The organism is Caballeronia sp. GAFFF2 (assembly GCF_023631485.1).
In the GTDB taxonomy this organism is placed as follows: Bacteria; Pseudomonadota; Gammaproteobacteria; order Burkholderiales; family Burkholderiaceae; genus Caballeronia.
On record NZ_JALQDA010000028.1, the window covers coordinates 17295 to 40510 of the forward strand.

The 23216-nt window shown below is 62.7% G+C and carries 22 protein-coding genes; 6 read left to right on the forward strand and 16 right to left on the reverse strand.

What is annotated here, in order from left to right; genetic code table 11:
• Positions 1 to 23: 23 nt before the first annotated feature.
• From NCT04_RS20520 to NCT04_RS20550, 7 genes are read right to left on the reverse strand one after another with little or no spacing between them, the layout of a single operon-like run.
• Positions 24 to 2123, reverse strand: coding sequence for an ABC transporter permease subunit (locus NCT04_RS20520; protein ID WP_250467485.1), 2100 nt, complete (start codon positions 2121 to 2123; stop codon positions 24 to 26).
• Positions 2124 to 2133: 10 nt separating this feature from the next.
• Positions 2134 to 3648, reverse strand: coding sequence for a sugar ABC transporter ATP-binding protein (locus tag NCT04_RS20525; protein ID WP_250467486.1), 1515 nt, complete (start codon positions 3646 to 3648; stop codon positions 2134 to 2136).
• Positions 3649 to 3678: 30 nt separating this feature from the next.
• On the reverse strand, positions 3679 to 4812 hold the full coding sequence (locus tag NCT04_RS20530) for a sugar ABC transporter substrate-binding protein (RefSeq protein WP_244828735.1): 1134 nt from the start codon (positions 4810 to 4812) through the stop codon (positions 3679 to 3681).
• A gap of 52 nt (positions 4813 to 4864) precedes the next feature.
• Positions 4865 to 5611: an N-acyl homoserine lactonase family protein gene (locus tag NCT04_RS20535; RefSeq protein ID WP_284509395.1), complete on the reverse strand. Its 747-nt coding sequence runs from the start codon at positions 5609 to 5611 to the stop codon at positions 4865 to 4867.
• Positions 5612 to 5657: 46 nt separating this feature from the next.
• The gene (kce, locus tag NCT04_RS20540) at positions 5658 to 6590 is read right to left on the reverse strand and encodes a 3,5-dioxohexanoate:acetyl-CoA acetone transferase (RefSeq protein ID WP_250467488.1); all 933 of its coding nucleotides are present in this window, start codon (positions 6588 to 6590) and stop codon (positions 5658 to 5660) included.
• A 14-nt stretch (positions 6591 to 6604) separates the two neighbouring features.
• On the reverse strand, positions 6605 to 7411 hold the full coding sequence (locus tag NCT04_RS20545; protein ID WP_250467701.1) for an SDR family oxidoreductase: 807 nt from the start codon (positions 7409 to 7411) through the stop codon (positions 6605 to 6607).
• A gap of 34 nt (positions 7412 to 7445) precedes the next feature.
• Entirely contained in the window at positions 7446 to 8114 is a 669-nt protein-coding gene (locus tag NCT04_RS20550; RefSeq protein WP_284503398.1) for a GntR family transcriptional regulator, read from the reverse strand.
• 300 nt (positions 8115 to 8414) lie between these two features.
• Between NCT04_RS20550 and NCT04_RS20555 the strand changes: the two genes are divergently transcribed.
• Both NCT04_RS20555 and NCT04_RS20560 read left to right on the forward strand, forming a co-directional pair.
• Positions 8415 to 9122 carry a hypothetical protein gene (locus tag NCT04_RS20555; RefSeq protein WP_250467490.1) on the forward strand — a complete coding sequence of 236 codons (708 nt, stop codon included), beginning with the start codon at positions 8415 to 8417 and terminating at the stop codon, positions 9120 to 9122.
• Positions 9076 to 9807: a Fic family protein gene (locus tag NCT04_RS20560; protein WP_250467491.1), complete on the forward strand. Its 732-nt coding sequence runs from the start codon at positions 9076 to 9078 to the stop codon at positions 9805 to 9807. Before NCT04_RS20555 ends, NCT04_RS20560 begins: the two co-directional genes overlap by 47 nt.
• Before the next feature lie 11 nt (positions 9808 to 9818).
• Here NCT04_RS20560 and NCT04_RS20565 read toward each other — a convergent pair whose 3' ends face one another.
• The 7 genes from NCT04_RS20565 to NCT04_RS20595 all read right to left on the reverse strand — a co-directional run bounded on the left by NCT04_RS20565 (position 9819) and on the right by NCT04_RS20595 (position 16978).
• Entirely contained in the window at positions 9819 to 11732 is a 1914-nt protein-coding gene (locus tag NCT04_RS20565; RefSeq protein ID WP_250467492.1) for a hybrid sensor histidine kinase/response regulator, read from the reverse strand.
• The gene (locus NCT04_RS20570; RefSeq protein ID WP_250467493.1) at positions 11729 to 13483 is read right to left on the reverse strand and encodes an ATP-binding response regulator; all 1755 of its coding nucleotides are present in this window, start codon (positions 13481 to 13483) and stop codon (positions 11729 to 11731) included. The genes NCT04_RS20565 and NCT04_RS20570 overlap by 4 nt, the downstream gene beginning before the upstream one ends.
• Complete coding sequence (locus NCT04_RS20575) at positions 13480 to 14523, reverse strand: ATP-binding SpoIIE family protein phosphatase (RefSeq protein WP_250467494.1); 1044 nt, start codon at positions 14521 to 14523, stop codon at positions 13480 to 13482. The genes NCT04_RS20570 and NCT04_RS20575 overlap by 4 nt, the downstream gene beginning before the upstream one ends.
• Positions 14508 to 14948, reverse strand: coding sequence for an anti-sigma regulatory factor (locus NCT04_RS20580; RefSeq protein WP_244828742.1), 441 nt, complete (start codon positions 14946 to 14948; stop codon positions 14508 to 14510). The genes NCT04_RS20575 and NCT04_RS20580 overlap by 16 nt, the downstream gene beginning before the upstream one ends.
• Positions 14949 to 14969: 21 nt before the next feature.
• Positions 14970 to 15326: an STAS domain-containing protein gene (locus NCT04_RS20585; protein WP_244828743.1), complete on the reverse strand. Its 357-nt coding sequence runs from the start codon at positions 15324 to 15326 to the stop codon at positions 14970 to 14972.
• 59 nt (positions 15327 to 15385) lie between these two features.
• Complete coding sequence (locus tag NCT04_RS20590) at positions 15386 to 16318, reverse strand: STAS domain-containing protein (protein WP_244828744.1); 933 nt, start codon at positions 16316 to 16318, stop codon at positions 15386 to 15388.
• Between the two features lie 312 nt (positions 16319 to 16630).
• A complete protein-coding gene (locus NCT04_RS20595; protein WP_244828745.1) occupies positions 16631 to 16978 on the reverse strand; it encodes a response regulator in 348 nt (115 codons plus the stop codon).
• Between the two features lie 275 nt (positions 16979 to 17253).
• Between NCT04_RS20595 and NCT04_RS20600 the strand changes: the two genes are divergently transcribed.
• Entirely contained in the window at positions 17254 to 18612 is a 1359-nt protein-coding gene (locus NCT04_RS20600; protein WP_244828746.1) for a nucleobase:cation symporter-2 family protein, read from the forward strand.
• Positions 18613 to 18765: 153 nt separating this feature from the next.
• Positions 18766 to 19314: a phasin family protein gene (locus NCT04_RS20605; RefSeq protein WP_250467495.1), complete on the forward strand. Its 549-nt coding sequence runs from the start codon at positions 18766 to 18768 to the stop codon at positions 19312 to 19314.
• 6 nt (positions 19315 to 19320) lie between these two features.
• Here the strand turns inward: NCT04_RS20605 and NCT04_RS20610 are convergent, their stop codons facing one another.
• Positions 19321 to 20136 carry an exodeoxyribonuclease III gene (locus NCT04_RS20610; protein ID WP_250467496.1) on the reverse strand — a complete coding sequence of 272 codons (816 nt, stop codon included), beginning with the start codon at positions 20134 to 20136 and terminating at the stop codon, positions 19321 to 19323.
• A 155-nt stretch (positions 20137 to 20291) separates the two neighbouring features.
• Here NCT04_RS20610 and NCT04_RS20615 point away from each other — a divergent pair, with 155 nt between their 5' ends.
• On the forward strand, positions 20292 to 21545 hold the full coding sequence (locus tag NCT04_RS20615; RefSeq protein WP_250467497.1) for an MFS transporter: 1254 nt from the start codon (positions 20292 to 20294) through the stop codon (positions 21543 to 21545).
• 103 nt (positions 21546 to 21648) lie between these two features.
• Positions 21649 to 22242 carry a histidine phosphatase family protein gene (locus NCT04_RS20620; RefSeq protein WP_250467498.1) on the forward strand — a complete coding sequence of 198 codons (594 nt, stop codon included), beginning with the start codon at positions 21649 to 21651 and terminating at the stop codon, positions 22240 to 22242.
• Between the two features lie 9 nt (positions 22243 to 22251).
• Here NCT04_RS20620 and NCT04_RS20625 read toward each other — a convergent pair whose 3' ends face one another.
• Positions 22252 to 23133 (reverse strand): NmrA family NAD(P)-binding protein, encoded by an 882-nt coding sequence (locus NCT04_RS20625; RefSeq protein WP_250467499.1) that lies wholly within the window; start codon positions 23131 to 23133, stop codon positions 22252 to 22254.
• Positions 23134 to 23216: the final 83 nt, after the last annotated feature.

The following is a 23216-nucleotide window of genomic DNA, read 5'->3' on the forward strand; positions in this document are numbered from 1 at the left end:
CTCCGGTTTTTATGAGCGGCTCGTCAACCTCGCTTGTCGCGCAACGTGATCACCGCGGCGAGAACGACGAGGCCATTGATGATGTCGCGGACCGCTGGCGGCACGGTCGTGCCCGCGAGCAAAGTGCCGAGCGCGGTAAGCAGAAGCGCTCCGCCGAACACGCCGAGATAGTGACCGCGTCCGCCCGTGATGAGCGCGCCGCCGACCACGACCACGGCAATGGAAGGCAAGAGATAAGGATCGCCCATGCCGAGAAACGCCTGCGAACTGAAGCCCGCGAGCAGCAAGCCGACGAGCGCGGAACACAGACCCGAAAGACAATACACCGCGATCAACGTGGAGCCGACGCGCACGCCGGAAAGACGCGCGGCAATCGGCGAATTGCCGACCGCATAGACGCGCCTGCCGAACGGCGTCCGATGCAACAGCAACAAGGCAATCGCGAGAAACAGCGGCACGCTCCAGGCGGCTAGCGACAGCGGACCGAGACGAGCATTGACGAACTCGCTGATCACGGACGGCGTCCAGCCTTGCGGTGAGCCATTGCAATAGATGAGCGTGAGACCTTGCAGCAGGCCGTTCGCCGCCAGCGTCACGACAATCGGCGGCAAGCCGAGCATGACGACGCCCACGCCGTTGAAGATGCCCACGAGCAGGCCCACGCCGAGCACGACCGGCACCGCCCAGACCGCGGCGCCGTTCAAGCCATGCGTGAGACCCGTCAACAGTACGCCCGATAGCGTGATGAGCCACGGCATCGACAGATCGAGACCGCCGGTGAGAATGACCGCGCCTTGACCGAGACCGAGGACCGCGAGAAACAAGGTCAGCGTGAGCAGGCTGCTATAGAAGTTCGCGCTGATCAGCACGCCCGGACCATAGACGAAGCCCGTGATGACGACCACGCCGAAGAACAGCAGGTACGCGGGAATCACGTACTTGACCCATTCGCGATTGCGCTCGATCCAGTCCGGGATCGCGCGGCCCTTCAACTCCTTGTTCTCAATGGGACGATAATCGCCGACTTCGAACGCCACGTGCCGCGCATGGCCGTCATCGCGTGCACGCGTGCCCGTTCGCACAGCCTTGAGCCATTGCGAAGCCTGCCGCGCGCACTCGTGCGCCGCCGACTGCTTGCCGATGGAAGAACCGAGCACCGCGAGAATCAGGATCACGGCTTCGGCAATCGTCGTGAAGAACGCCGATACGTTCAAGACGAGCAGGATGTTCACCGTGATCATCAGCGTCATTGCGGCGAACACGCTTCCAACGCAACCGCCACGACCGCCACCAAGCAACGTGCCGCCGAGCACGACCGCCGTGAACATGGAAAGCAGGAGCGGGCGGCCGACGAGCGGATCGGCCGAGCCCGTCTGCGCCGACACGTATAGGCCCGCTGCCGCGTAGAACATGCCTGCGAGCGCATAGGTCGCGATGCGATAACGCGTGACCGGCATGCCGTTGGCATACGCGCCATCGGGGTCGCTGCCAAGCGCATAGAGACCGACGCCAAAGCGCGTGCGCTTGATGAACGACCACACGAGCAAAGCCACGACGAGCAGGACAGCCGACATCGGTATCTTGTCGGGAATCAGGTCGGCCGTGAGAAAGCCGCCGAATTGTTCGCCGATGCTGCCGCCCGGCTTGTTCTGTATGAGCAGCGTGACGCCTTGCACCATGAACATCGTCGCGAGCGTAACGACAATGGATTGCAAGCGGAACCACGCGATCAGCGCGCCGTTGACGAGGCCGATGCCGCCGCCTATGGCGATGATGAGCGCGACGCCCGCCCACTGCTCGACGGGCGAGCCTTGCACGAAGCGCACCGCGAGCACGTTGGCCAGCGACACGACCGCCGACGCCGACAAATCGAACCCGCCCGACAGCACGACGATGGTCTGCCCGATGGCCGCGAGCGCGAGCGTTGTGCTGCTCGATATGACCGAACCGATGTCGTACATGCCGACCGGCGTGGCGGATAGCGCGACCCACGCAATGAGCATGGCGAGCAACGCACCGATCGCGATGATGAGCCCGCGATGATGGTCGATGCGCGCGCCGATTCCCACGCGCGCGCCGGGCCTCACGATCTCGCTTTCTGGCGACGCTATGGCTATTTTCATATGCAACTCCTCAACTGGATAGCATCTTGCGCATCACGTTCTCTTCGGTAAGCGCCTCGCCTTCGAGCTCGCCCGCATTGCGGCCGCGATACATCACCGACACGCAGTCGCACACGTTGACGAGTTCGGGCACGTCCGTCGAATAGAACAGCACGGAGCCGCCCGCCGCCGCGAACGCACGCATCAAAACGAATATTTGATGCTTGGTGCCTACGTCGATACCGCGCGTCGGGTCGAACATGAGCCACACGCGGCTTTGCGTGAGCAGCCATTTGGCCATCGCGATCTTTTGCTGATTGCCGCCCGAGAAAGAAAGACACGGCTTGTAGAGCGCACGCGGATTCACTTCCATCTGCGCAAGCGAGCGGCGTATGGCCGCCTGTTCGCGTTTGCGGTCGATCAAGCCGAAACGCGAGTAGCGTCCGATCACCGGCAGCGATACGTTCTCGCCGCCCGGCAAGCGCAGGAACAAGCCTTCGGTCTTGCGGTCTTCAGGCAGGAAGCTCGTCGCGACGCCGGCCTTGAGCGAATCCGCCGTGGACGTCAACGTAACCGGCTTGCCGTCGATACGAATCTCGCCATCGTCGATGAAGCTCGCGCCGAAGAGCGCCTCGAACATCTCGCGCTGGCCCATGCCCTGCAACGCCGCGATGCCATGCACTTCGCCCACTTTCAGCTTGAGGTCGAAGTCGCTCACGACGCCATCGACACGTATGCCGCGTGCTTCGATTGCAGGCGCGCCGTGGTTCTCCGTCAGCACAGGCGGCGTGACCTTCGGCGGATACTTCGCTTCCATCGAGCGGCCGATCACGAGACGAATGACTTCGTCATCGGAGATATCGGCGGTATCGAAAGCACCGACGTCCTTGCCATTCCGATACACCGTGAGGCTGTCGCAGAACTCGCGCACTTCCTGCATCCGGTGCGAGATGAACACGAAGGTCACGCCCTGCGTCTTCATCTCGTCGATACGGCGCGAAAGCCACGCCACGTCGCGGCCCGATAACGCGGAGGTCGGTTCATCGAGCAGCAACACTTGCGGCGCGCGCACGATGGCCTTGGCGATCTCGATCTTCTGCCGCACCGGCAACGACAGGTCGCGTATATAAGCGCCAGGACGCACGTCCGACAGTTCCAGCTTGTCGAGCCATTCGGCCGCCTGGCGTTGCGCCTCGCGCTTCCTGATGCGCCCGAGAAAGCCGGTCGGCTCGTACGACATCAACAGATTCTGCGCGACGGTGAGATCGCGCACGAGTGTCATCTCCTGAAACGCGGTCTGCACGCCCGCCCGATGCGCGTCCTTCGGGCCTTTCATCGCCACGTCCCGACCCATCACGCGAATGCTGCCGGCGTCGGGCTGCATGAGACCCGACAGCAGCTTCACTGTGGTGGACTTGCCCGCGCCGTTCTCGCCGAGCAGCGCATGCACCGCGCCGCGTTTGACGGAGAACGACGCCCCGTCGAGCGCGACAGTGGCGCCGAAGCGCTTCGTCACGTTCGACAGGTCGATCGCAAGGGATGTCATCGCTTGCCTCCCTTAACCTTTAGATGTCGCTCAGTCCTGATTGCCGGTGAGCGCCGCGTTGAAGCCCACTTCCTTCGTGTCTTCCGAATAGATGTCGGCGAACCAGCCCGGCGGCACCTTGTCCGGCATGAAGGCCGTGCAGCCCGCCTTCAGTTCCTCGATACTGCCCGTCTTGCACAGCTTCGAATCCTGCGTGAGCACGAGCGGGAGCTTGAGTGTCACGCGCGGCGGAAAGTCCTTGCCGTCGAGCTTCTGCACGGCCATCTTGAGCGCCATGGCGCCCGAGTACGGCGGCGCGCCATACGAGATCGAGCGATACCCGATCGAGCGATACGTGCCCTCGCCCTTGACCGTTCCCGGCGGCAGCATCTGCACACGATGCCCGTTCGACGATTCGCCCGCGCACGGCTTGATCTTGTCATCGGCGATACCGGCTTCGAGCTGCATCGACGCCGCCGTGAAGCAGCCGACCTGCATCCACAGGCCGTCGATCTTGTCCCAGCTATTCGTCGCGAGAATCTTCGAGAGTTCGGTGCGCGCCGTCGCCTGGCTCCACATGCCGGTGCCTTCGGCGACTATCTTGATGCCGGGGAACTTCGCGAACACGGCCTTTGCCGCTTCGGTGCGCGCGCGGTCCACCGACGTGCCCGGCACGCCGTTGACGACCACGATATTGCCCTTGCCGTTGATGGTCTTCGCAAGCCATTCCGCGGTGACGGTGCCTGCCTGATGCTGATCGATGGTCACGTTATGCGCACACGGCTCGGTCACTTCGCCGTCGTAGGCCGCGACCACCACGCCCTTGGAACACGCGTTCTTGATCGCGCGATTGAGCGCCGTCGGCGAGATCGGGTAGATCACGATGGCTTTCGCGCCTGCCTGCACCATCGAGTTGATCTGCTGAATCTGCTTCTGTGCGTCGGTGCCCGCGACCTGCACTTCGAGATCGACTTTGTCCTTGAGCGCGGGCGTGTTGGCCATTGCCTTCACCATGTTCGCGGCTTCGGTCTGCCAGTCGTTGCCGACATAGCTCATCGACAGAAACACCTTGTACTTGTCCGCCGCTGCGGCCTGCCCTGTCATCGCGATACCGAGCGTCGTCGCGAGCGCCAAACCGAACGCCGTGCGTTTCGCACGACGAATTGTCTGCGTCAATGCTTTCATGTCTTCCTCCGGGTCTTCGTATGGTTTTTACCGCTTCTGCTATTGCGCGCTTTTACTTCGTAACATGCGGCAAGCGAGCGCTCGCCGGCAGTGCAATACCCGCGCTGCCGGGCACGACGTTGGGATCGTGTCCGGGTATGACGAAATCCGCGATCTGGCGAATCCGCGAAAGCGAGCTGAACTCCGCCAGCGTTTCATGCACGATGCCAACGGGCACCAGATCCACGATGTTCTCCATGCAGTTCGCACAGTCGCCCGCGATCAGCACGACGCCGTCTTCGGTGTCCACCGCGACGGACTGATGCCCCGGCGTATGTCCCGGCGTCGGCACCACGCGCACGCCCGGCACGATGTCGGCCACGCCATGCACGAACTGCCACCGAAAATACGCTAGCGGCTCGCGGCCGATCAGAAACTCCTGGTAATACGTGGCCTGCGTCGGCAATGGATGCCCCGCGTATTCCCATTCGCTTGCCTGCACGATGAAGCGTGCGTTGCGAAAGAGCGTGTTGCCGCCCGAGTGGTCGTAATGCAGATGCGTGTTGATGACGATATCGACGTCATCCGCGCTCCATCCCACGTACTCCTTGAGCGCGCGTTCGAGCTTCTCTTCGGGCGCCTGCTCGCACGGACACACGAAGTTCGAAACCCAGCCCGGATCATGAATGCCGGTATCGACGACGATCTTCTTGCCGGCCCCGACGATTGCCGTGGACCACACCGGCACCTTGATCTGCTGGCCGAAATAGCGGCCATACACTTGCGACGAGCGATCGACGGTCAGCCAGCCCGTCGGCATCGCGACTACTTTCAGCTTTGCCCTGTCGTTCACGATGCCCTCTGGCTCAGAAGTTGGTTTCGCTTGCGCCCTTCAGCTTCAGCATCTCACGCGCTTCGTCAGGCGTGGCGATGTCGAGCGACAGTCCTTCGATAACCTGACGAATCTTGCGCACTTGCGCCGCGCTCGATTCGGCGAGCTTGCCCGGTTCTATCCACAACGAATCTTCCAGGCCCACGCGCACGTTCGAGCCTTGCGAGAGACCAATGGAGCCGAGCGTGATCTGGTTACGGCCCGCGCCGAGAATCGACCAGACATAGTCCTTGCCGAAGAGGCGGTCGGCGGTACGGCGCATGTGCGCGAGGTCTTCCGGATGCGGCCCGATACCGCCGAGCAGACCGAACACGCTTTGCACGAAGAAAGGCGGCTTGGCGAGCCCGCGATCGACGAAATGCGCGAGGTTATAGAGATGCGAGATGTCGTAGCATTCGTATTCGAAGCGCGTGCCGTTCGCACCGCACGACGTGAGGATGTATTCGATATCCGCGAACGTGTTCTTGAACACGAGATCGCGGCTGTTCTCCAGATGCTTGCGCTCCCACTCGTGCTTCAGATCCTTGAAGCGGTCCAGCATCGGGTAGAGACCGAAGTTCATCGAACCCATGTTGAGCGACGCCACTTCGGGCTTGAAGTGATGCGCGGGCTTCAGACGCTCGGCCACCGTCATGTGCGGACTGCCGCCCGTCGTCAGATTGATGACGGCGTTCGTTTCGGCCTTGATGCGCGGCAGAAATTCCTGGAACACGGCGGGGTCTTGCGTGGGATGACCATCGTTCGGATCGCGTGCGTGCAGATGCAGAATCGCGGCGCCTTCCTTGGCGGCGGCGAGCGCCGCATCGCCGATCTCTTGCGGCGTGACCGGAAGATACGGCGACATCGACGGCGTATGAATTGCGCCCGTGGGCGCGCACGTGATGATGACCTTGCGTCTCGTTGCCATGTCGTCTCCTTGGTTTAGAGCACTTCGACGTTGCCGCACACCGAAATGGCCTGCCCCGAGATGCCGCTGCCGCCCGGCGAACACAAGAACAAGGCGGTGGCTGCGACTTCCTCGGGCGTCGTCATGCGGCGTAGCGAAATCTTCGCGAGATATTGCTTCTCCATCTCTTCGTAAGGCAGATTCAGTTGCTTCGCACGCGCCGCGATCACGCGCTCGATACGCGGCCCTTTCACGATGCCCGGCTGAATTGCATTGACGCGAATGTTCGACGGTCCGAGCTCGATGGCAAGACTCTTGGTCATGCCGACCACCGCCCACTTGGTTGCGGCATACGGCGTGCGAAAGGCGTAGCCGAGCCTGCCCGCAACCGACGACAGCGCGATGATCGCGCCGCCATCGCGCGCCTGCTTCAGAAGCGGCACCGCGCGACGCGCGAAATAGAACTGCGCGTTGAGGTTGATATCGACCGTGTCTTCCCAATCCTTCTCGTCGAGCTCGTCGATACCGCCTGTCGGTCCCGCGATTCCCGCGTTATTCAGAAGCACGTCGAGACCGCCGAGCTCGCGCTCGACATCGGCGAAGACGCGCTCCACGGCCGCTTTATCCGACACATCCGCGAGCGTCGAACTGATCGCGTTGAGTTCCGTGCTGGCTTCGGCTTCGGCGAGTGCGTCGATGGCTTCCTGACTCGCATCGCACACGTGCACGCGCGCGCCGGCATCGACGAAGGCCCGCGCAATCACGAGCCCGATGCCCGATGCGCCGCCTGTCACGAGCACGCGCAAACCCCCGTGCGGTTTCAGCATCTGAAGAACCGTCATCATGTCTCCGTCATTGTTATCGTTGAATACAAACTCAGGCGCTTGCCTTTTGCTCGCCGTTGCCGCTTTCCGAATGAGCGGCCGGAAGCCGTTCCTGTAGATCGGCCGCCGCATCGCCGATATCTTCCTCGATGCCCGCGCGCGCGCCTTCGCCATCCCCGCGCCAAAGCGCATCGACGATATGCCGATGCGCGGCCATCGACTTGCGCATGTGCGGAATGTCCGGCGCGACGAGGTTCAGGAACGGGCCGATGCGCATCCACAAGTTTTGAATGGTCGCGAGCGTGAGATCGCTTGCGCCGTGCGTGTAGATCGCGATATGGAATTCGAAGTTGCTGCGCAGATAAGCGGATGCATCGCCGGCTTCGACGTAGGCATCCATCTCGTCGAACACTTCCTGCAATTGCGTGAGATGCGCGCGGCTCATGCGCGATGCCGCGCGTTTCGCGACCGCGCCTTCCAGCGCGATGCGCACGTCGCGCAATTCCTCGAGCAATTCGAGCGTCATGGGCGGGACCATCAGCGCGCGTCCGGCGCCGTCGATCAGCGCGCCTTCCGCTTGCAGGCGCGTGAGCGCGGCGCGTACCGGCATGGTGGATGACCCGACCGCTTCCGCGACGCTGCGCAGACTCAGCAACTGGCCAGGCGCGAAGCGGCCGGTCATGATTGCCTCGCGCAACTGCGCATAGACGCGCCCGGCCATGGTTTCGCGCGCCACGACTTCGAGCGCGGGAAGGTCTGTCGTCGTGCGAGTCGCCAACACAGCCTCCGGTTTGGTTTCGTATGGTTTGTGTGACCTGTGATCACACTTGCTTGGAGTGAAGTGTGGGACGTGATGGGCGTGGAGTCAACGAGGGATTGATAGGTGAAAACGCGCATCACACGTTAAAGCAAGGTGCATATGTTGCTGGTAATCAGGCAATTAATGCGCGTCTAACTTCATGTATCTAAATCGTTTTTATCGTTTTATAATGACTACCTTGTCGACGAACCGAGGTGCTTCATGAACCTGGATAGCAAGCTGTCGATCTCATTGAAGAAACGCGCAGGCAATGTCGTGCTTCGCCGTGACTTGAGTGGTCTTGCGAGTGCCTCCCACCTCAGTACGGCAATACAGCATCAAATTGACGATGGCCGGCTGGTTAGACTAGGAGCCGGAATTTTTGCAAAGGCGGTTCCAGATTCGGCGGGCAAAGCGCAACTTGCAGTGCGGCTGGAAATATTGCTTCTCGAAGTGTTCGACAAACTAGGCGTGCATGTCATCGGCTTGACCATTCGGCGCGAACGCGATCGCGCTGTTTGCCTGGTCGATATCGGAACAAACCGGACTCAGCGCAAGCTCGGGTGGGACGACATTCAGGTGCAATACGTGGTCCGTCCGCGCGCCGAGACAGACGTTACCAAAACGCCCGGGCTGCCCGCGAATATCGACGAGCTGCCCACTCAAGGCGTTGCGAGTTTCGTAGAGCGCCTTGCGAAGTCGCATGGCATCGAATACCGGCGCTCCGGGCTCGATGACTTCGCGGAAGCTGTGACACGCGCCGCTGGAGACGACGTCGACTTCGACTTGACAGGGAAGTTGCTCGTGTTGCTGAAGAAGAACGACATTGTCAACGCGCGTCAGTTCGCACGCTTGATGACCAATCATTTGAAAGAGGTGAGGCGTGTTCGACCCGTTCGGGGACTACGAGACGGCAGGCTATCTGCGTAACATTGAACGCATCAAGGATCTCGACGAGCTGAAGTATCAGGAGCACGGCTTCTTCGAAGCAAACCTCGAAAAGGCACTGACATTTTTGCGCTCGGTGCGAGGCAACATTGCTTATGAGCATTTCCTCAAGGTCCACGGAATTCTGTTCGACGAGTTCTATCCCTGGGCGGGAAAAGATCGTTACTCGCTAGGCGTGGCAAGACTCGTCGGCAAGGGGCAACGCATTCAGTTCGAAGCGTCGGAACAATGTCAACGCGCGGTTGAATGGGGTCTTGCCATCGGCAACCATCCGCTGAAGATGCGAGAAGCGCCTGGAACCGTGATGGGCGCATTCGCCTGGGCGCATCCGTTTCTCGACGGAAACGGCCGCACCATGCTGATCGTTCATGCCGAGCTTTGTTACCGGGCCAATTTCGCGATCAACTGGAGCGCATCGCGTAAAGAAGCCTATCTGGAAGCGCTCACAAAGGAAATCGAGAGCCCGGCGGACAAGCATCTCGATAGCTATTTCGCGCCGTTGATTGTCGATGCCGTCTCTCACGCCGGCCTGCTTGCGCATCTCACCGCGTTACCCGGTCTCGATGGCCAAATGGAAAGCAGCGGCGAAGACGTTGCATACATGGCCAACGATCCAGTAGCGAATCGCTTATACCTCGAGATGAAACGCGCACGCCGCGAACGCTAGCCGGCAGGCGTTCAAGCCCCAAACCGCCCCGCCACCGCCTTCTGAATTTCCTCGAACGCCACCGGCTTCACGAGATGATGATCGAACCCGGCTTCCTTCGACCGTTGCCGGTCATGCGCCTGTCCATAACCCGTCACCGCGATCAAGAGCGCATCCGCGGTCGCCGGACGCTTGCGCATCTCGCAGGCGAGGCGAAATCCATCCATCCCCGGCAAGCCGATATCCAGCAGCACGATCTGCGGCGCGAATGTCTCGCTGATTTCGAGCGCAGCCGTCGCATCGTGGACGACGCGCACATCGTAGCCATCGGCTTCGAGCAGAAGACCCATGGCGGTTGCCGCGTCCACGCTGTCATCCACGAGCAGCACGCGTCTGCCGCCGCTCGATCCCGGCGCGATCTCGACACGCGGAACCGGCACCGCCTGCGGTCCACACGCAAGCGGCAACCACACGACGAACTCGCTGCCCTGTTGCAGTCCCGCCGAATACGCTTCGATACGTCCGCCCTGCAACTCGACGAGCGTCCTCGCAAGCGGCAAGCCGATGCCGAGCCCGCCTTCCGAACGCTCCAGCGATGTCTCCGACTGCACGAACAAATCGAAGATATGCGGCAGCATGTCGGCGGCAATTCCGATACCCTTGTCGCGCACGCTGATGCGCGCCTGGTCGCCGACCCGCGCCGTCTCGATCTCGATCTCGCCTTCCTCGACGCTGTACTTCGATGCATTCGACAGCAAGTTGCCGAACACCTGGGCAATCCGCACGCTATCGCCCACGATGAATAGCGGCAAATCGCCGAGCTTGGTCGTGAGCGTATGGCGTTTTCTCTGCAGCGCGGGCTGCGCGGTTTCGATGGCCGCTTCGATCGCCATTGCCACATCCACCGCTTCCTGACGCAGCGTGATCTTGCCTTGCGTGATGCGCGCGACATCGAGCAGATCGTCGACAAGACGGCTCAAATGCCGCACCTGACGGTCGATGATCGTACGCACCGTTTCGAAGTGCTGCGGCGAAGGCTTGCGCTTCGGATCGAGCAAATCGACGGCGTTTTGTATTGGCGCGAGCGGATTGCGCAACTCGTGCGCGAGCATCGCAAGAAATTCGTCCTTGCGGCGATCGGCGTCGCGCAGCAGCATTTCCGCAGCCTTGCGCTCGGAAATATCGTTGACAATGCCCGCGATGCGATCCGGCCGTCCGCCCACGCCGCGTATCGGGAACGCGCGCTCGGCCATCCAGCGCGGACCGCCCTCGGCACCCGTGACGCGAAACTCTTCCTGATAAGGCGTGCCGTGCGCCGCCAGTTCCCGGTACGCCGCGCCCACATGTTCGCGGTCGAGCGGATGCACTTCGTTGGACCAGTGATCCACGCCCGGCGTGGGCAGCGGCGCGCCCTGGCGCGTATCCCACAGGCGCGCGTAAGCGGGGCTCACGTAGAGCAACTGATTGGTCGCGGGATCGAGCATCCAGAAAATGTCGTCGATATTCTCGGCAAGCTGACGAAACCGCTCCTCGCTTTCCCGCAACGCGCTTTCCGCAAGCCGCACGCGCAACAACGCACGCACATGCGCGATCAATTCGGCGGGCTCGACGGGTTCGGTGAGGTAACTGTCCGCGCCGCCTTCCAGACCGCGAATGCGATCGAGGCTATGCACGGCCGCCGCCGATGTCTGCAGCACGAGCGTGCCCGCCGTCTCCGGCGAAGCCTTGATGAGCCTGCACACTTCGAGCCCGTTGATATCGGGCAGTTTCACGTCGAGCAAAACGAGGTCGGGCGATTCGGCGCGCACGCGTTCGAGCGCCGTCGTGCCGGTAGCGGCTTCGATGACATTGAACCCCGCGCGCGACAGAATGCGCGTTTTCGCATAGCGCGCGCCGTCGTTGTCGTCGACGTTGAGGATCAGCACCTCGCTCCAGTCGCTCGTCATGACTCTGTTCCGTAAGCGCGGTGCGCGTCCGTCACCGCCGCGAGCACACTCGCGAGTTCACTGCCCGCCACCGGTTTGCCGATGAACGCCGCCGCGCCCAACGCTTCCGCCTCGCCACGGTCCTCGGCCTCGCCGAGCACGACGATCGGCAGGTTGCGCATGGCCGCCTGCGCGCGCAACGCGGCGAGCCACGTCCACGCTTCGAGCGGCGCGGGCCGCACGGTCAACAAAAGCGCGGCGGGCCGTGTGCGAGTAAGCGCGCGGGTCGCTTCGTCGAGCGTCGCGGCCGTCATCGCGCGATACGGCGACTGCCGCAAGGCCGCTTCGCAATCGAGTCGCTCGATCGGATTGCTCGCGACGACGAGCACCATCGGACGAGGGTCGTCGGCGGCGGAATGTTCGGTATGCGCGATGTCGTGTTCGTCGCCGTAATAAGCGGGCATGGTCGCGCTGAAGGTCGAGCCGCGCCCCGGTTCGCTCGTGAGCGACACATCGCCGCCAAGCAGCTTGCAGAGCTTGCGGCACAGCGGCAAACCGAGCCCCGTGCCTTTGACGTATTGCTGCAGCCGGTTCTCGACCTGGCCGAATTCCTCGAACACCACGTGCTGATGTTCGGCCGCGATGCCGATGCCCGTGTCCGCGACCGCGAACGTAATCAGCCGCCGCGCTTCGTCGTAACTCGCGCTTACGCGCACTTCGCCGCGCTCGGTGAACTTGAGCGCGTTCGACACGAAGTTGCGCAGCACTTGCGCGACCTTCGCTTCGTCGGTGCGAATGGGCGGCAGGCCCACGCACGAATCGAAAATCAAGTCGACCGCGCCGCCCGGCGAAAGCGGCCGCAGCATGCCGCGCAGCGCGGAAAAAAGCGTATCGACTTCGAATTCGACGGGACGCACGTCGATCTTGCCCGCTTCGATCTTGGCGAGGTCGAGCAGATCATCGACCGTTTCGGACAAGTCTTCCGCCGCCCGGCGAATGAAGCGCACCTGCTTTTCCTGCTCCTCGGTCAGCTCGCCGTCGATACGTTCGAGCAAGAGCTTGGACAACGCACGGATCGACGAAAGCGGCGTGCGGAACTCGTGACTCATGTTCGACAAAAAACGCGACTTTGACTCGTCCGCGCGACGCAGATGATCGGCGCGCGCATCCAGTTCGGCATAAAGCGCCACCACGCCGCGATTCGTATCTTCGAGTTCGCGCGTGAGATGCGTGAGTTCTTCCTGACGCTCGCGCAAGTCGGCCAGCGCGCCGATCAATTCGCGGTTCTGACGCTGCAATTCAGCGGTGGAATCGACGTCCGTGGAAGCGGAGAGCGTGTCGGCGACCGAGCGGGCCGACGTTGCATCGAAGGGCGCGTTGTCCGGCAGCGCCTTCGCGAGCGAGATGGACGTGCCGCCGTCGGCTTCCTCGGCGATGGCGCATTCGTCCATCAATCGCTGTGCCGCGAGCAGGCCGAGCGCGGCTTGCGAATCGTCGGTTCTGACCGCGCGCAGACGCTCGCCCGCACCGGCGCTTGCAAAAAAGCGCACGACGAAGCGGGCCGGCCGCGTGTCCGTATCGACGAGAAAATCGGCGCGTGCGGACGTGCCCGCGAGCAGCACCGTGCGCGCCGCTTCCAGCACCGAAGTCGCGATGCGCGTCTGATCCTGCGACGAAAAACCGAGTCCCGCGCTCGCATCGCGCGACTTGCGCCGCGCCGCGACGATATCGTGCTCGCTTTCGAGCCGCATCGAATAGAGGCGCGTCGTCATGGCGCACGCACGCCCATGCGCGCGACAAAAACCGTGACGTCGTCGCGGCCGCGCGTGAAATCGCGATACAAAAGCGCCGCAACTAGCGAAGGATGGCGCAGATTCAAACCCGGATAACGCGCGAGATCCCAGCGCGACGTAAGCCCGTCCGAATGCAGCACGATGAGCGCGTGCGCGGGATAAGGCGTCGCGAATTGCTGCGCACGCCGCGCCGCGTGCCCGACAATGCCGCTGTGCGAGACCAGATGCTTGTGCGTGTCGAGCGACCACACACTCGCCGAAATATTGCCGATGCCCGCAAACGCGACTGCCGCCGAGTCACTGGCGAACGGCACGCGCGCGATGCCCACTGCCGCGCCGCGAGTGGTGCGCAGCGCGCCGTTGGCCAGTTCCATGATGCGTTCGAGCGATGCGTCGCCGTCCGTGCCCAGAATTTTCGCCGCTTCGATTGCCGCGAGATTGGCAAGCGGACCGTGCCCGAGGCCATCGGCGACGAGCACGGTGAAGTCGTTCTCGCCCATGTGGCAGGACCAGGCATCGCCGGAAACGGTTTCGGTTTCGAGCGGCAGATTGACGACGCCATACGTCACGCGCGCCGGTGCCGCATGGTTGGCTTCGCCGCTCCAGAACACCGTGCGCAGCACCGTGCCTTGTCCCGGCTGGCTCCAGATGTCGAGTTCGTCGGACAGACGTTTGATCGCGCCCATGCCGTTGCCCGGGCTGCCGGCGGTCGTGTAACCGTCCTCGAAGCACCGGTAAAGATCCGCGATTCCCGGTCCGCTGTCGATGCACAGTACTTCGATGCCGTAACGCCCGCTATCTTCGAGCGGCCGCACCAGCAACTCGCCGCGCTCGGCATGCTTCAGCAGATTGGTGCTGCATTCGGTCACGACGATCGCCAGTTTTCCCGCGACCGTCTCGTTGAAACCGAGGCCGCGCGCGAGTTCGCCGATAGCGCGCCGGGCGAAGGCGATCTGACTCGCCTCCGCGATTTCGAAGCGCTGCTGCGCGGCCATCGATTCCTTCAAAACGGTTTCCATTTGGTGATCGAAACGTAAGTGCCCTCGCCCGGCGCCGAGCGAATCTCAAACTCGTCGCACAGGCGCTTTGCGCCGCCCAGACCAAGCCCGAGACCATGACCCGAGGTGAAGCCGTCGGACAGCGCGCGGGCGATATCCGGGATACCGGGACCCTGATCGACGAATTCGAGTTTGAGGCCACGGCGCCCATTGCGCTCGACGAGTAAGCAGTGCACGTCGCCGCCGCCACCGTAGATGAGCGTGTTGCGTGCCAGCTCGCTTGCGGCCGTCACGAACTTGGTCTGATCGATGAGCGACAAGCCCTGCGCGACGGCTTTTTCGCGCACGAGCTGACGCAAGCGCACGATCTGCTCGTCGGAGCGGATCGGCAGCGTGATGGGCGACGTCGAGGCGGCTTGCGCGGCTGATGAAGTGAAGGTCGTCATGGAAGGCGTCACATGCGGCCGTCAGTAGATGCTCTGATTGAGCAACGCCATGCCCTTCTCGACGTTCAGCGCGGTGCGCACGCCCGGCAGCGCGAGCCCGAGTTCGACGAGCGTGATGGCAACCGATGGCTGCATGCCGACGACCACCGTCTGCGCATCGAGCACGCGCGCCATGGCCGCCGTGTTGCCGATCATGCGGCCGATGAACGAATCGACCACATCGAGTGAAGAAATGTCGATCAGCACGCCGCGCGCGCCATCTTTCACGATACGGCTCGTCAGATCGTCCTGCAGCGTGAGCGCAAGACGGTCGTGCATGTCCACTTGAATGGTGACGAGCAGCAGCTTGCCCATCGTGAGAATCGGAATGCGTTCCATCGCTGGCCCCGTTCGGTCTTTCTAATCGCGTTGTGCGTGGCGGTTGTCGACGCGCGCCGTCATTCGGCTTGCAGCGCGTCGTACGAACCCGCCGGGCCTGCTGTACCGGATGCGCCGCTCTTGCCCCCGCGCTGCGTGTTTTCGACGGAGAGCGACTTGCCGGTGCGCTGCAGCGCGACGACGAACGCCGCCGCGAGCGTCGCCTTCGTCGTGACGTTGGACAGGTTCACGCCCAGATGCACGATGGTCTGCGCAATCTGCGGCCGAATCCCGCTGATGATGCAGTCCGCGCCCATCAAACGCGCCGCCGCCACGGTCTTCAGCAGATGCTGCGCGACGAGCGTATCGACGGTCGGCACGCCCGTGATGTCGATGATCGAGATGGCGGCGCCCGTCTCGACGATCTTCTGCAGCAGGTTTTCCATGACCACCTGCGTGCGCGCCGAATCCAGCGTGCCGATGAGCGGCAACGCGAGGATGCCGTCCCACAGTTGCACGACAGGCGTGGACAGTTCGAGCAACTCTTGTTGCTGACGTACGATCACTTGCTCACGGCTCGCCTGGAACACTTCGGTGGTGTAGAGGCCGAGCGCGTCGAAGAGTGTGCTGATGGTCCAGGTGAGATCGGCAAGCGTCGCGGGCTCGCCTTCGAGCGATGCGCGCAGGCGCGCGAACAGAGGCTGCTTCAGCGAGAACACGAACATCGCGGTCTCGACCGGCGAGAAACCCTGACGCGCGCGTTGGCCGGACATATCGGCGAGAAATGCGCGCACTTCCTGCCACGCGCTCGATTCGAAGTCGACCGTGTCGCTCGCGCCGAGCGCGGCCACCATGAGTTCGACGAACTGTCCGAACTGATTGCGCAACTCCGCTTCGCCGACCAGTCCGCGCCGCGATGCGATTGCGTGCTGCTGCGTGATCCACTCGGCGAGCAGTCCCGCCTGGTTGCTGTTGAACAATTGGGCTAGCCGAGTTCCGCCGACCATATCCATGCCGAGATTCCTGTGCGAATGTTTTTATGCGCGCGTCCGTAGGATGACTGGCGAGCCGCGCCGGGCGATAGCGCTTTTGCGCTGCAACGATCGGCCGCGCAGAACTGCGAATGACCGAAAGCAACGCAAAGGCGCTCGGAATGTAGCACGTCGTCTCAAAAATCGACAGTCTGCGAAGCCTTTTGGCGCGTGCCTTCCGCGCATTTTCGCTAGCTCGATAAAGCGATTCGCAAGCGATCGGCAATTGCTTCCGGTCGTTCGATCCTGGATGGACAGAAGCCGGTCAAAACTATCCCATGCAATCAGACCAAATCAGCGTGTCAGCAGGAATAGTTCCAGCGCCTGGAGGCTGATGGGCTTGAGGAGATAACCGTCGAATTCCGTTTCGCCGCTGCCATCGACGAAATCGGAGTGACCCGTCATTGCGATGATGCGGGCGTCGCGCGAAAGACCGGCGGCGCGAATCCGGCTGCAGATGTCGCGGCCGTCGGCGTCGGGCAGGGAAATGTCGAGAAAGATGCGGTCGAAACGCGTGTGACTCGTGAGCGCTAGACAACCGGCGCCGTCGTACGCAATGGCAGCGGTGTGCCCGAGACTCGTCGCGATATCGGCGAGAGTCTCGATGCAGGCTTCATTATCGTCGACGAGCAACAGGTTCATCGCGACTGGCTCCGGTGCGACCGAAACGATGCGCCAGCGGCAAGCAAAAAAACTCCAAGCAACCCATGACGCCGCGCGCGAGAAAGAGTGTAGTCCATCCACTCTGGCGCCAGCACATTCGTACCGAAAGCGGCGAAGGTTTGGCCGTTCGCCGCTTGAGTCGGCGCGTCGATGCGCCATTGCATGCCATCTATAGCGGCGCGAATATTTTTCCAGGAGCGTGCGGGTGCAATACTCGCCCGGAGCAGGACAACCATGAAACTTGCGGAGCACACATGGCCCACACGATCCATCCCGTCGATGAAGTGCTGCCCTTGCCCGCCATGCTTGCAGTGGGCATACAGCACGTGCTCGTGATGTATGCGGGCGCGATTGCGGTGCCGCTCATCATTGGCGCGGCGCTCAAGCTGCCGAAGGATCAGGTTGCGTTTCTCATCAGCTCGGACCTCTTCGCGTGCGGGATCGTGACGTTGGTGCAGTGCATCGGCGTATGGAAATTCGGTATTCGCTTGCCGGTCATCATGGGCGTGAGTTTCGCGCCGGTCGGGCCGATGGTCGCCATGGCTTCGTCGGGCGCGGGGCTCACCGCCATCTTCGGCGCGACCATCGCGGCGGGCGTGTTCGCCATACTCATCGCGCCATTTTTCGGGCGGCTGATGCGCTTCTTTCCGCCTATCGTCACAGGCACGATCATCCTGACCATAGGCATGACGCTCTTTCCGGTGGCGATCAACTGGGCGGGCGGCGGGCGCGGCGCGCCTAATTTCGGCGATCCGAAGAACTTGATGATCGCGGGCATCGTGCTGCTGGCGATTCTCGTCATCAACAAGTATCTGCGCGGCTTTCTCGCGAATATCTCCGTGCTGCTCGGCATGGCGATTGGCTTCGCGGTCGCGTTGGCGCTCGGACTCGTCGATGTCTCGGGCACCGCTCAAGCGGCATGGTTTTCTCCGGTGCGGCCGTTCGCTTTCGGCTGGCCGACTTTCGATATCGCGGCGATTGCGTCGCTGTGTCTCGTGATGGTCGTCATCATGGTGGAATCGCTCGGCATGTTTCTCGCGCTGGGCGATCTCGCGGGGCGGCCGGTATCGCGCGGCGACGCAACGCGTGGCTTACGCACCGATGGCCTTGGCACGGTGATTGGCGGCATCTTCAATACGTTTCCGCATAGCTCGTTTTCGCAGAACATCGGACTCGTCGGGATTACGGGCGTGAAGAGCCGCTGGGTGGTCGCGGTATCGGGCGTGATCCTGATATTGCTCGGGCTCTTGCCGAAGCTGTCGAATTTGATCGCATCGATTCCCGTGGTCGTGTTGGGCGGCGCGGGAATCGCGATGTTCGGCATGGTCGCGGCCACGGGCGTGAAGATACTCGGCAAGGTCGATTACGAGAGCAAGAACAACTTGCTGATCATCGCGATCAGTCTGGGCGTGGGCGTGATTCCGCTCGTCGCGCCGACGTTCTTTGCGCACATGCCGGCGTGGGCCGGGCCGTTGACGCACAGCGGCATCACGCTTGCTGCCGTGTTTGCGATCCTGCTCAATGCGTTCTTCAATCGCGGCAGAGCGGCGGCGGATGTCGAGCGCGAGATTGCGGGGGAGATGCCGTTGAGTTTGAGGCAGGGGGAGGAGTGACGGTTCAGCGACACTTCTTCGCGTTGTCGCATAAGCACGAGTGTCAGCAAAATTTCGCGCGGGATCGAGGGAACCGGCGCTACACCGTCACGTCTCATTGATCGCATGCGGCACGAGCGCCGCGAACATACCCAATCCCACAAGGAGCGCCAAATGTTCCAATACCCCGGTCAATTCGCCTACCAGATGCCATCGCTTGCTCGCGCCAATCTACAGGCGTTTCTCACTATCAGCGGCCGATTCGCGAGCACCATGCAGGCGCTCGCCGAACTCAACGTGCAGACCGTCAATAAAATGGTCGAGGAAAGCAACGCGCTTCTGAAAGCGGGCGATGAAGCCAGCGCCGGCGATGTCTTCGGCTGGCAGTCGATCATGCTCGCGCAGTTCCCGCAGAAAGCGGCATCGTACGGACAGCATGTGTTGTCGATCATCACGTCGACGGAAGCTGACGTCGTCGGCGAAGTGCGCAGTCAGTATGAGCAAAATGGCATCAAACTGAAGGGTCTCTTCGATACCGCCACGACCGACGCCACCGAAGCCGCGCAGTCCACGGGCGCCGTCATCACCGATCTCGCCGACACCGCGACTACAACCGCGGAGCAAACCAGCGGCGTCATTCTCGATGCGAGCGGCGAGATCACACAGAGCGCGCAGACCGCTGTCACGAAGGCAACACGCGCGGCATCGAAAAGATCGAGCTGACGCGCCTCAAGCGTCCGCCGCCTTCTTCTTCGGGCGCGCGCCGCCGCGCCCTTCCTTCAGCACGATCCACGTTGGCGCATGATCGCTTGCATGCGGCTCGCCACGCACCCACGTGTCGACGCCCGCATCTTTCAGCTTCAGCGCGAGGTCCTTGCTCAGCAAGAGATGATCGATACGCAAGCCCGAGTTCGTCTGCCAATGCTGCCGAAAATAATCCCAGAACGTATAGATACGCTCATTCGGAAAATGCTTGCGCAATGCATCGGTCCAGCCTTGCGCCAACAGCTTCTCGTAAGCCGCGCGACTCTCGGGCTGCAATAGCGCGTCCTTTTTCCATGAGCGGGTGTTGTAGATATCCTCGTCGGTGGGAATGACGTTGTAATCGCCCGCGAGCACGACAGGATGGCCACTCTTGAGCAAAGCGGCCGCGTGCGCGTTGAGGCGCTCGAACCACGCGAGCTTGTAGTCGAACTTCGGGCCGGGCTGCGGGTTGCCGTTCGGAAGATAAAGGCATCCGATCAGCAAACCGTTGACTGCGGCCTCGATGTAGCGGCTATGTGTGTCGTCTTCGCCACCTGGCAATCCGCGCCGGCTGAGGATCGGTTCCGCGCCCTTGGCGAGAATGGCGACGCCGTTCCACGATGCCTGACCGTGCCACAGCGCGCCGTAGCCCGCTTTCTCGATATCGGCGGCGGGAAACTGCGCATCGGTTGCTTTCAGCTCCTGCAGACAGACGATATCCGGCTCCTCGCGTTCGAGCCACCCGAGCAGGGCGGACAGGCGCGGGCGGATGCCGTTGATGTTGAAACTCGCGATCTTCACTCGGCGTTCTCCATCGGTCGTGGACTCGTGGCGCGTTCATCGTAACGCGCCCAGGGCCGTTGCACGATGCATGCCGCGTCGTCGTGGCCAAGCGCATCGCCATGAAATCTGCGACATTCACGGGAACTCGACTTCACTCTCCTGTCCGCATCCACATGTCCGCTACTGTTCCGCCGCACGCCGATGGCTCGCTGCACTGGCAACGCAATCTCTACGTCTGCGTGTTCGGTTCGTTCACCACCATCATGGCGATGACGCTCCTCCTGCCCTTTTTGCCGCTTTACGTGCAGCAGTTAGGCGCGGCCTCCGTGGAGAGCGCGGTGCAATGGTCGGGCGTCGCGTTCGGCGCGACCTTTCTGGCGGCGGGTCTCGTCGCGCCTTTGTGGGGGCGTCTTGCCGACCGATATGGCCGCAAGCCGATTTTGATCCGCGCGAGTCTCGGCATGGCGATCACCATGTCGCTGCTCGGTGTCGTGCAGACGGTCTGGCAACTGGTGGCGATCCGCTTTCTCGCGGGACTCGTCGGCGGCTATGCGAGCGGCGCCATCGTGATGATCGCGACGCAGACGCCACGGCACCGCACCGCGTGGGCGCTCGGCACGCACGCGTCGGGAATGATGGCGGGCAATCTCGTCGGCCCGCTCGTGGGCGGGCTGCTGCCTGGGCTGATCGGCATCCGTTCGACCTTCTTTCTTGCAGGCGGCCTCATTTTCTGCTCGTTCATCATGACGACGCTCTTCGTGAAGGAAGAGCGCCGTGTGCCCGATGGCGCGAAGGGTTCGCCGGGCCGCGCGCGCAGCAGCGGCTGGCGCGACGTGCCGAAGCTTACGCCCGTCATCGCGATGCTCGCGAGCGCCATGCTGCTGATGTTCGCCAACATGTCGATCGAACCGATCATCACCGTGTACGTGTCGCAACTGGTGCAGGACCAGAAGAACGTGACGCTGGTCGCGGGCCTCGTGATGTCCGCCGCCGCGCTGGGTAGCGTGCTCGCCGCGCCTCGCGTTGGGCGGCTGGCGGACCGCATCGGCGCGACGAAGGTGATCGTCGCGTGTCTCGGATTATGCGGCGTGCTGCTGATTCCGCAGATCTTCGTCACGACCGGCACGCAGCTCGTCGTGCTGCGCTTTCTAATGGGGCTTGCGCTCGGCGGTCTTTTGCCCGCCATCACTAGCGTGGTGCGTCATAGCGTGCCGGACAGCGCGGCGGGTTATATCCTCGGCTATGCGACTTCGGCCCAATACATCGGACAGGTAACGGGGCCGCTCGCGGGCGGCTTCATCGCGGCGCACGTGGGCATGCATTCGGTGTTCGCGATGACGAGCGTGTTGATGTTCATGGGGGCGGGGTTTAATGCGTGGGTGTTTTTGCGCAGGAACGGCAGCACGAGCTCGGATGCCGCGCCGTGATAGTCATGCGGCACCTCCTTTTACACCGCCTCTGACAAACGCTCCCATAACCCTTACCATGCAAGCCACGCCGCGCGTGTGCGCGAACCACTCTCCCCACATCATGGCCGATTCCAAACCCCACGACAGCATGCATATCTGGCTGATCCGGCATGGCGAAACCGAATGGAGCAAGTCGGGCCAGCACACCGGTTCGACCGATATCCCCTTGACCGACGAAGGCCGCAAGCAGGCATCGGCGCTCGCACCCGTGCTCGCCGCCCAGTCGTTCGATCTCGTGCTCACGAGTCCAATGAGCCGCGCGCGGGAGACCTGCAAGCTCGCGGGTCTCGGCGATCAAGCCGAGGTCGAGCCGTCGCTGCACGAATGGGACTACGGCATCTACGAAGGCAGGAAGACCGTCGATATCCGCCAGGAGATTCCCGACTGGTCGGTCTGGACTTCCCCCATGCCCCAAGGCGAGATTGCCGCCGATATCGGACGCCGCGCGCAATCCGTGATCGACCGGCTGACTGGCTCCGGCAAGACGCATATCGCCATCTTTTCGCACGCGCACTTTCTGCGCGTGCTCGCGGCGCAGTGGGTCACCGGCACGGCCACGTTCGGCGCGCATCTCGTGCTCGATACCGCGTCGATGAGCGTGCTCGGCTTCGAGCGCGACACCCGCGCGATCATCAAGTGGAATCTGCGCGCCTGAACCGTCCGCTCAAGCGTCGAGCCAGCCGCTCGCCGTCTCCCGCGCAAAGTCGCGATACGACCGCGGCGGCCTCTGCAACAGCGCGCTCAGGCGCTCGATGTGCGCGGCCGTTGCCACCGCGCCTTCCCGCTGATAGCGCCGCATCATGAGTTGCATGTCGTACGCGAGCCATTCGGGCGCCGCCTTGAGGCTTGCCTGCAAAGGAGCGAGGTCGTCGCCGGCGTAACGGATGGGGCGCTGCAAGGCTTCGGTCCAGATAGCCGCGACGCTCGTCCCAGTGATCGCCTCCAGTCCGACGAGGTCGTACGTTTCGGCGGGCAGCGCGTCGGTTGCGTGTTCGCGTCTGAGCAATTCGCGCGCGGCCGCCTCACCGATATCGCGCACATCGACCATCGAAATCCCCTTATCGCCGATAGGCATGCCGAAGATTCCCGCGTTCAGCAGCGGCTCTTTCTGGCGCACGTCGTTCTGCATGAAATACGCCGGACGCAGCACGGTGACGGGCAGCGCCTCACGCTCGATCATGCGCTCCACGGTGTGCTTGCTCGTGAAGTGCGGCACATCCGCATATTCGTCGCCCTTGAATACCGACAAATAGACGATGCCCTTCACGCCCGCCTCGCGTGCAAGGCTCAAAGCCTGCAGGGCCTGCGTGAGTTCGTCGGCAGCGTTCGGCGCGAGCAGGAACAGCGTGTCGATATCGGCGAGCGCCGCTGCAAACGAAGAGAGGCCGCTCAGATCGCCCTGCACTGGCTTGACGTGCGCCGGAAACTTCGCGTCCGCGGGCTTGCGCGTCAGCGCCCTCACCTCGACGCCGCCATCCAGCCGCGCGAGTTGTTCGATGACCTGCGTGCCGATCACGCCCGTGCTTCCTGTAACGAGAATAGCCATGTTGATTCTCCAGTTTTCGAGTTGATCGGGCCGTCAAGAGGCCCGGTGTTGATACGATAGGCGTTCCGCTTTCGAGTCGGAAG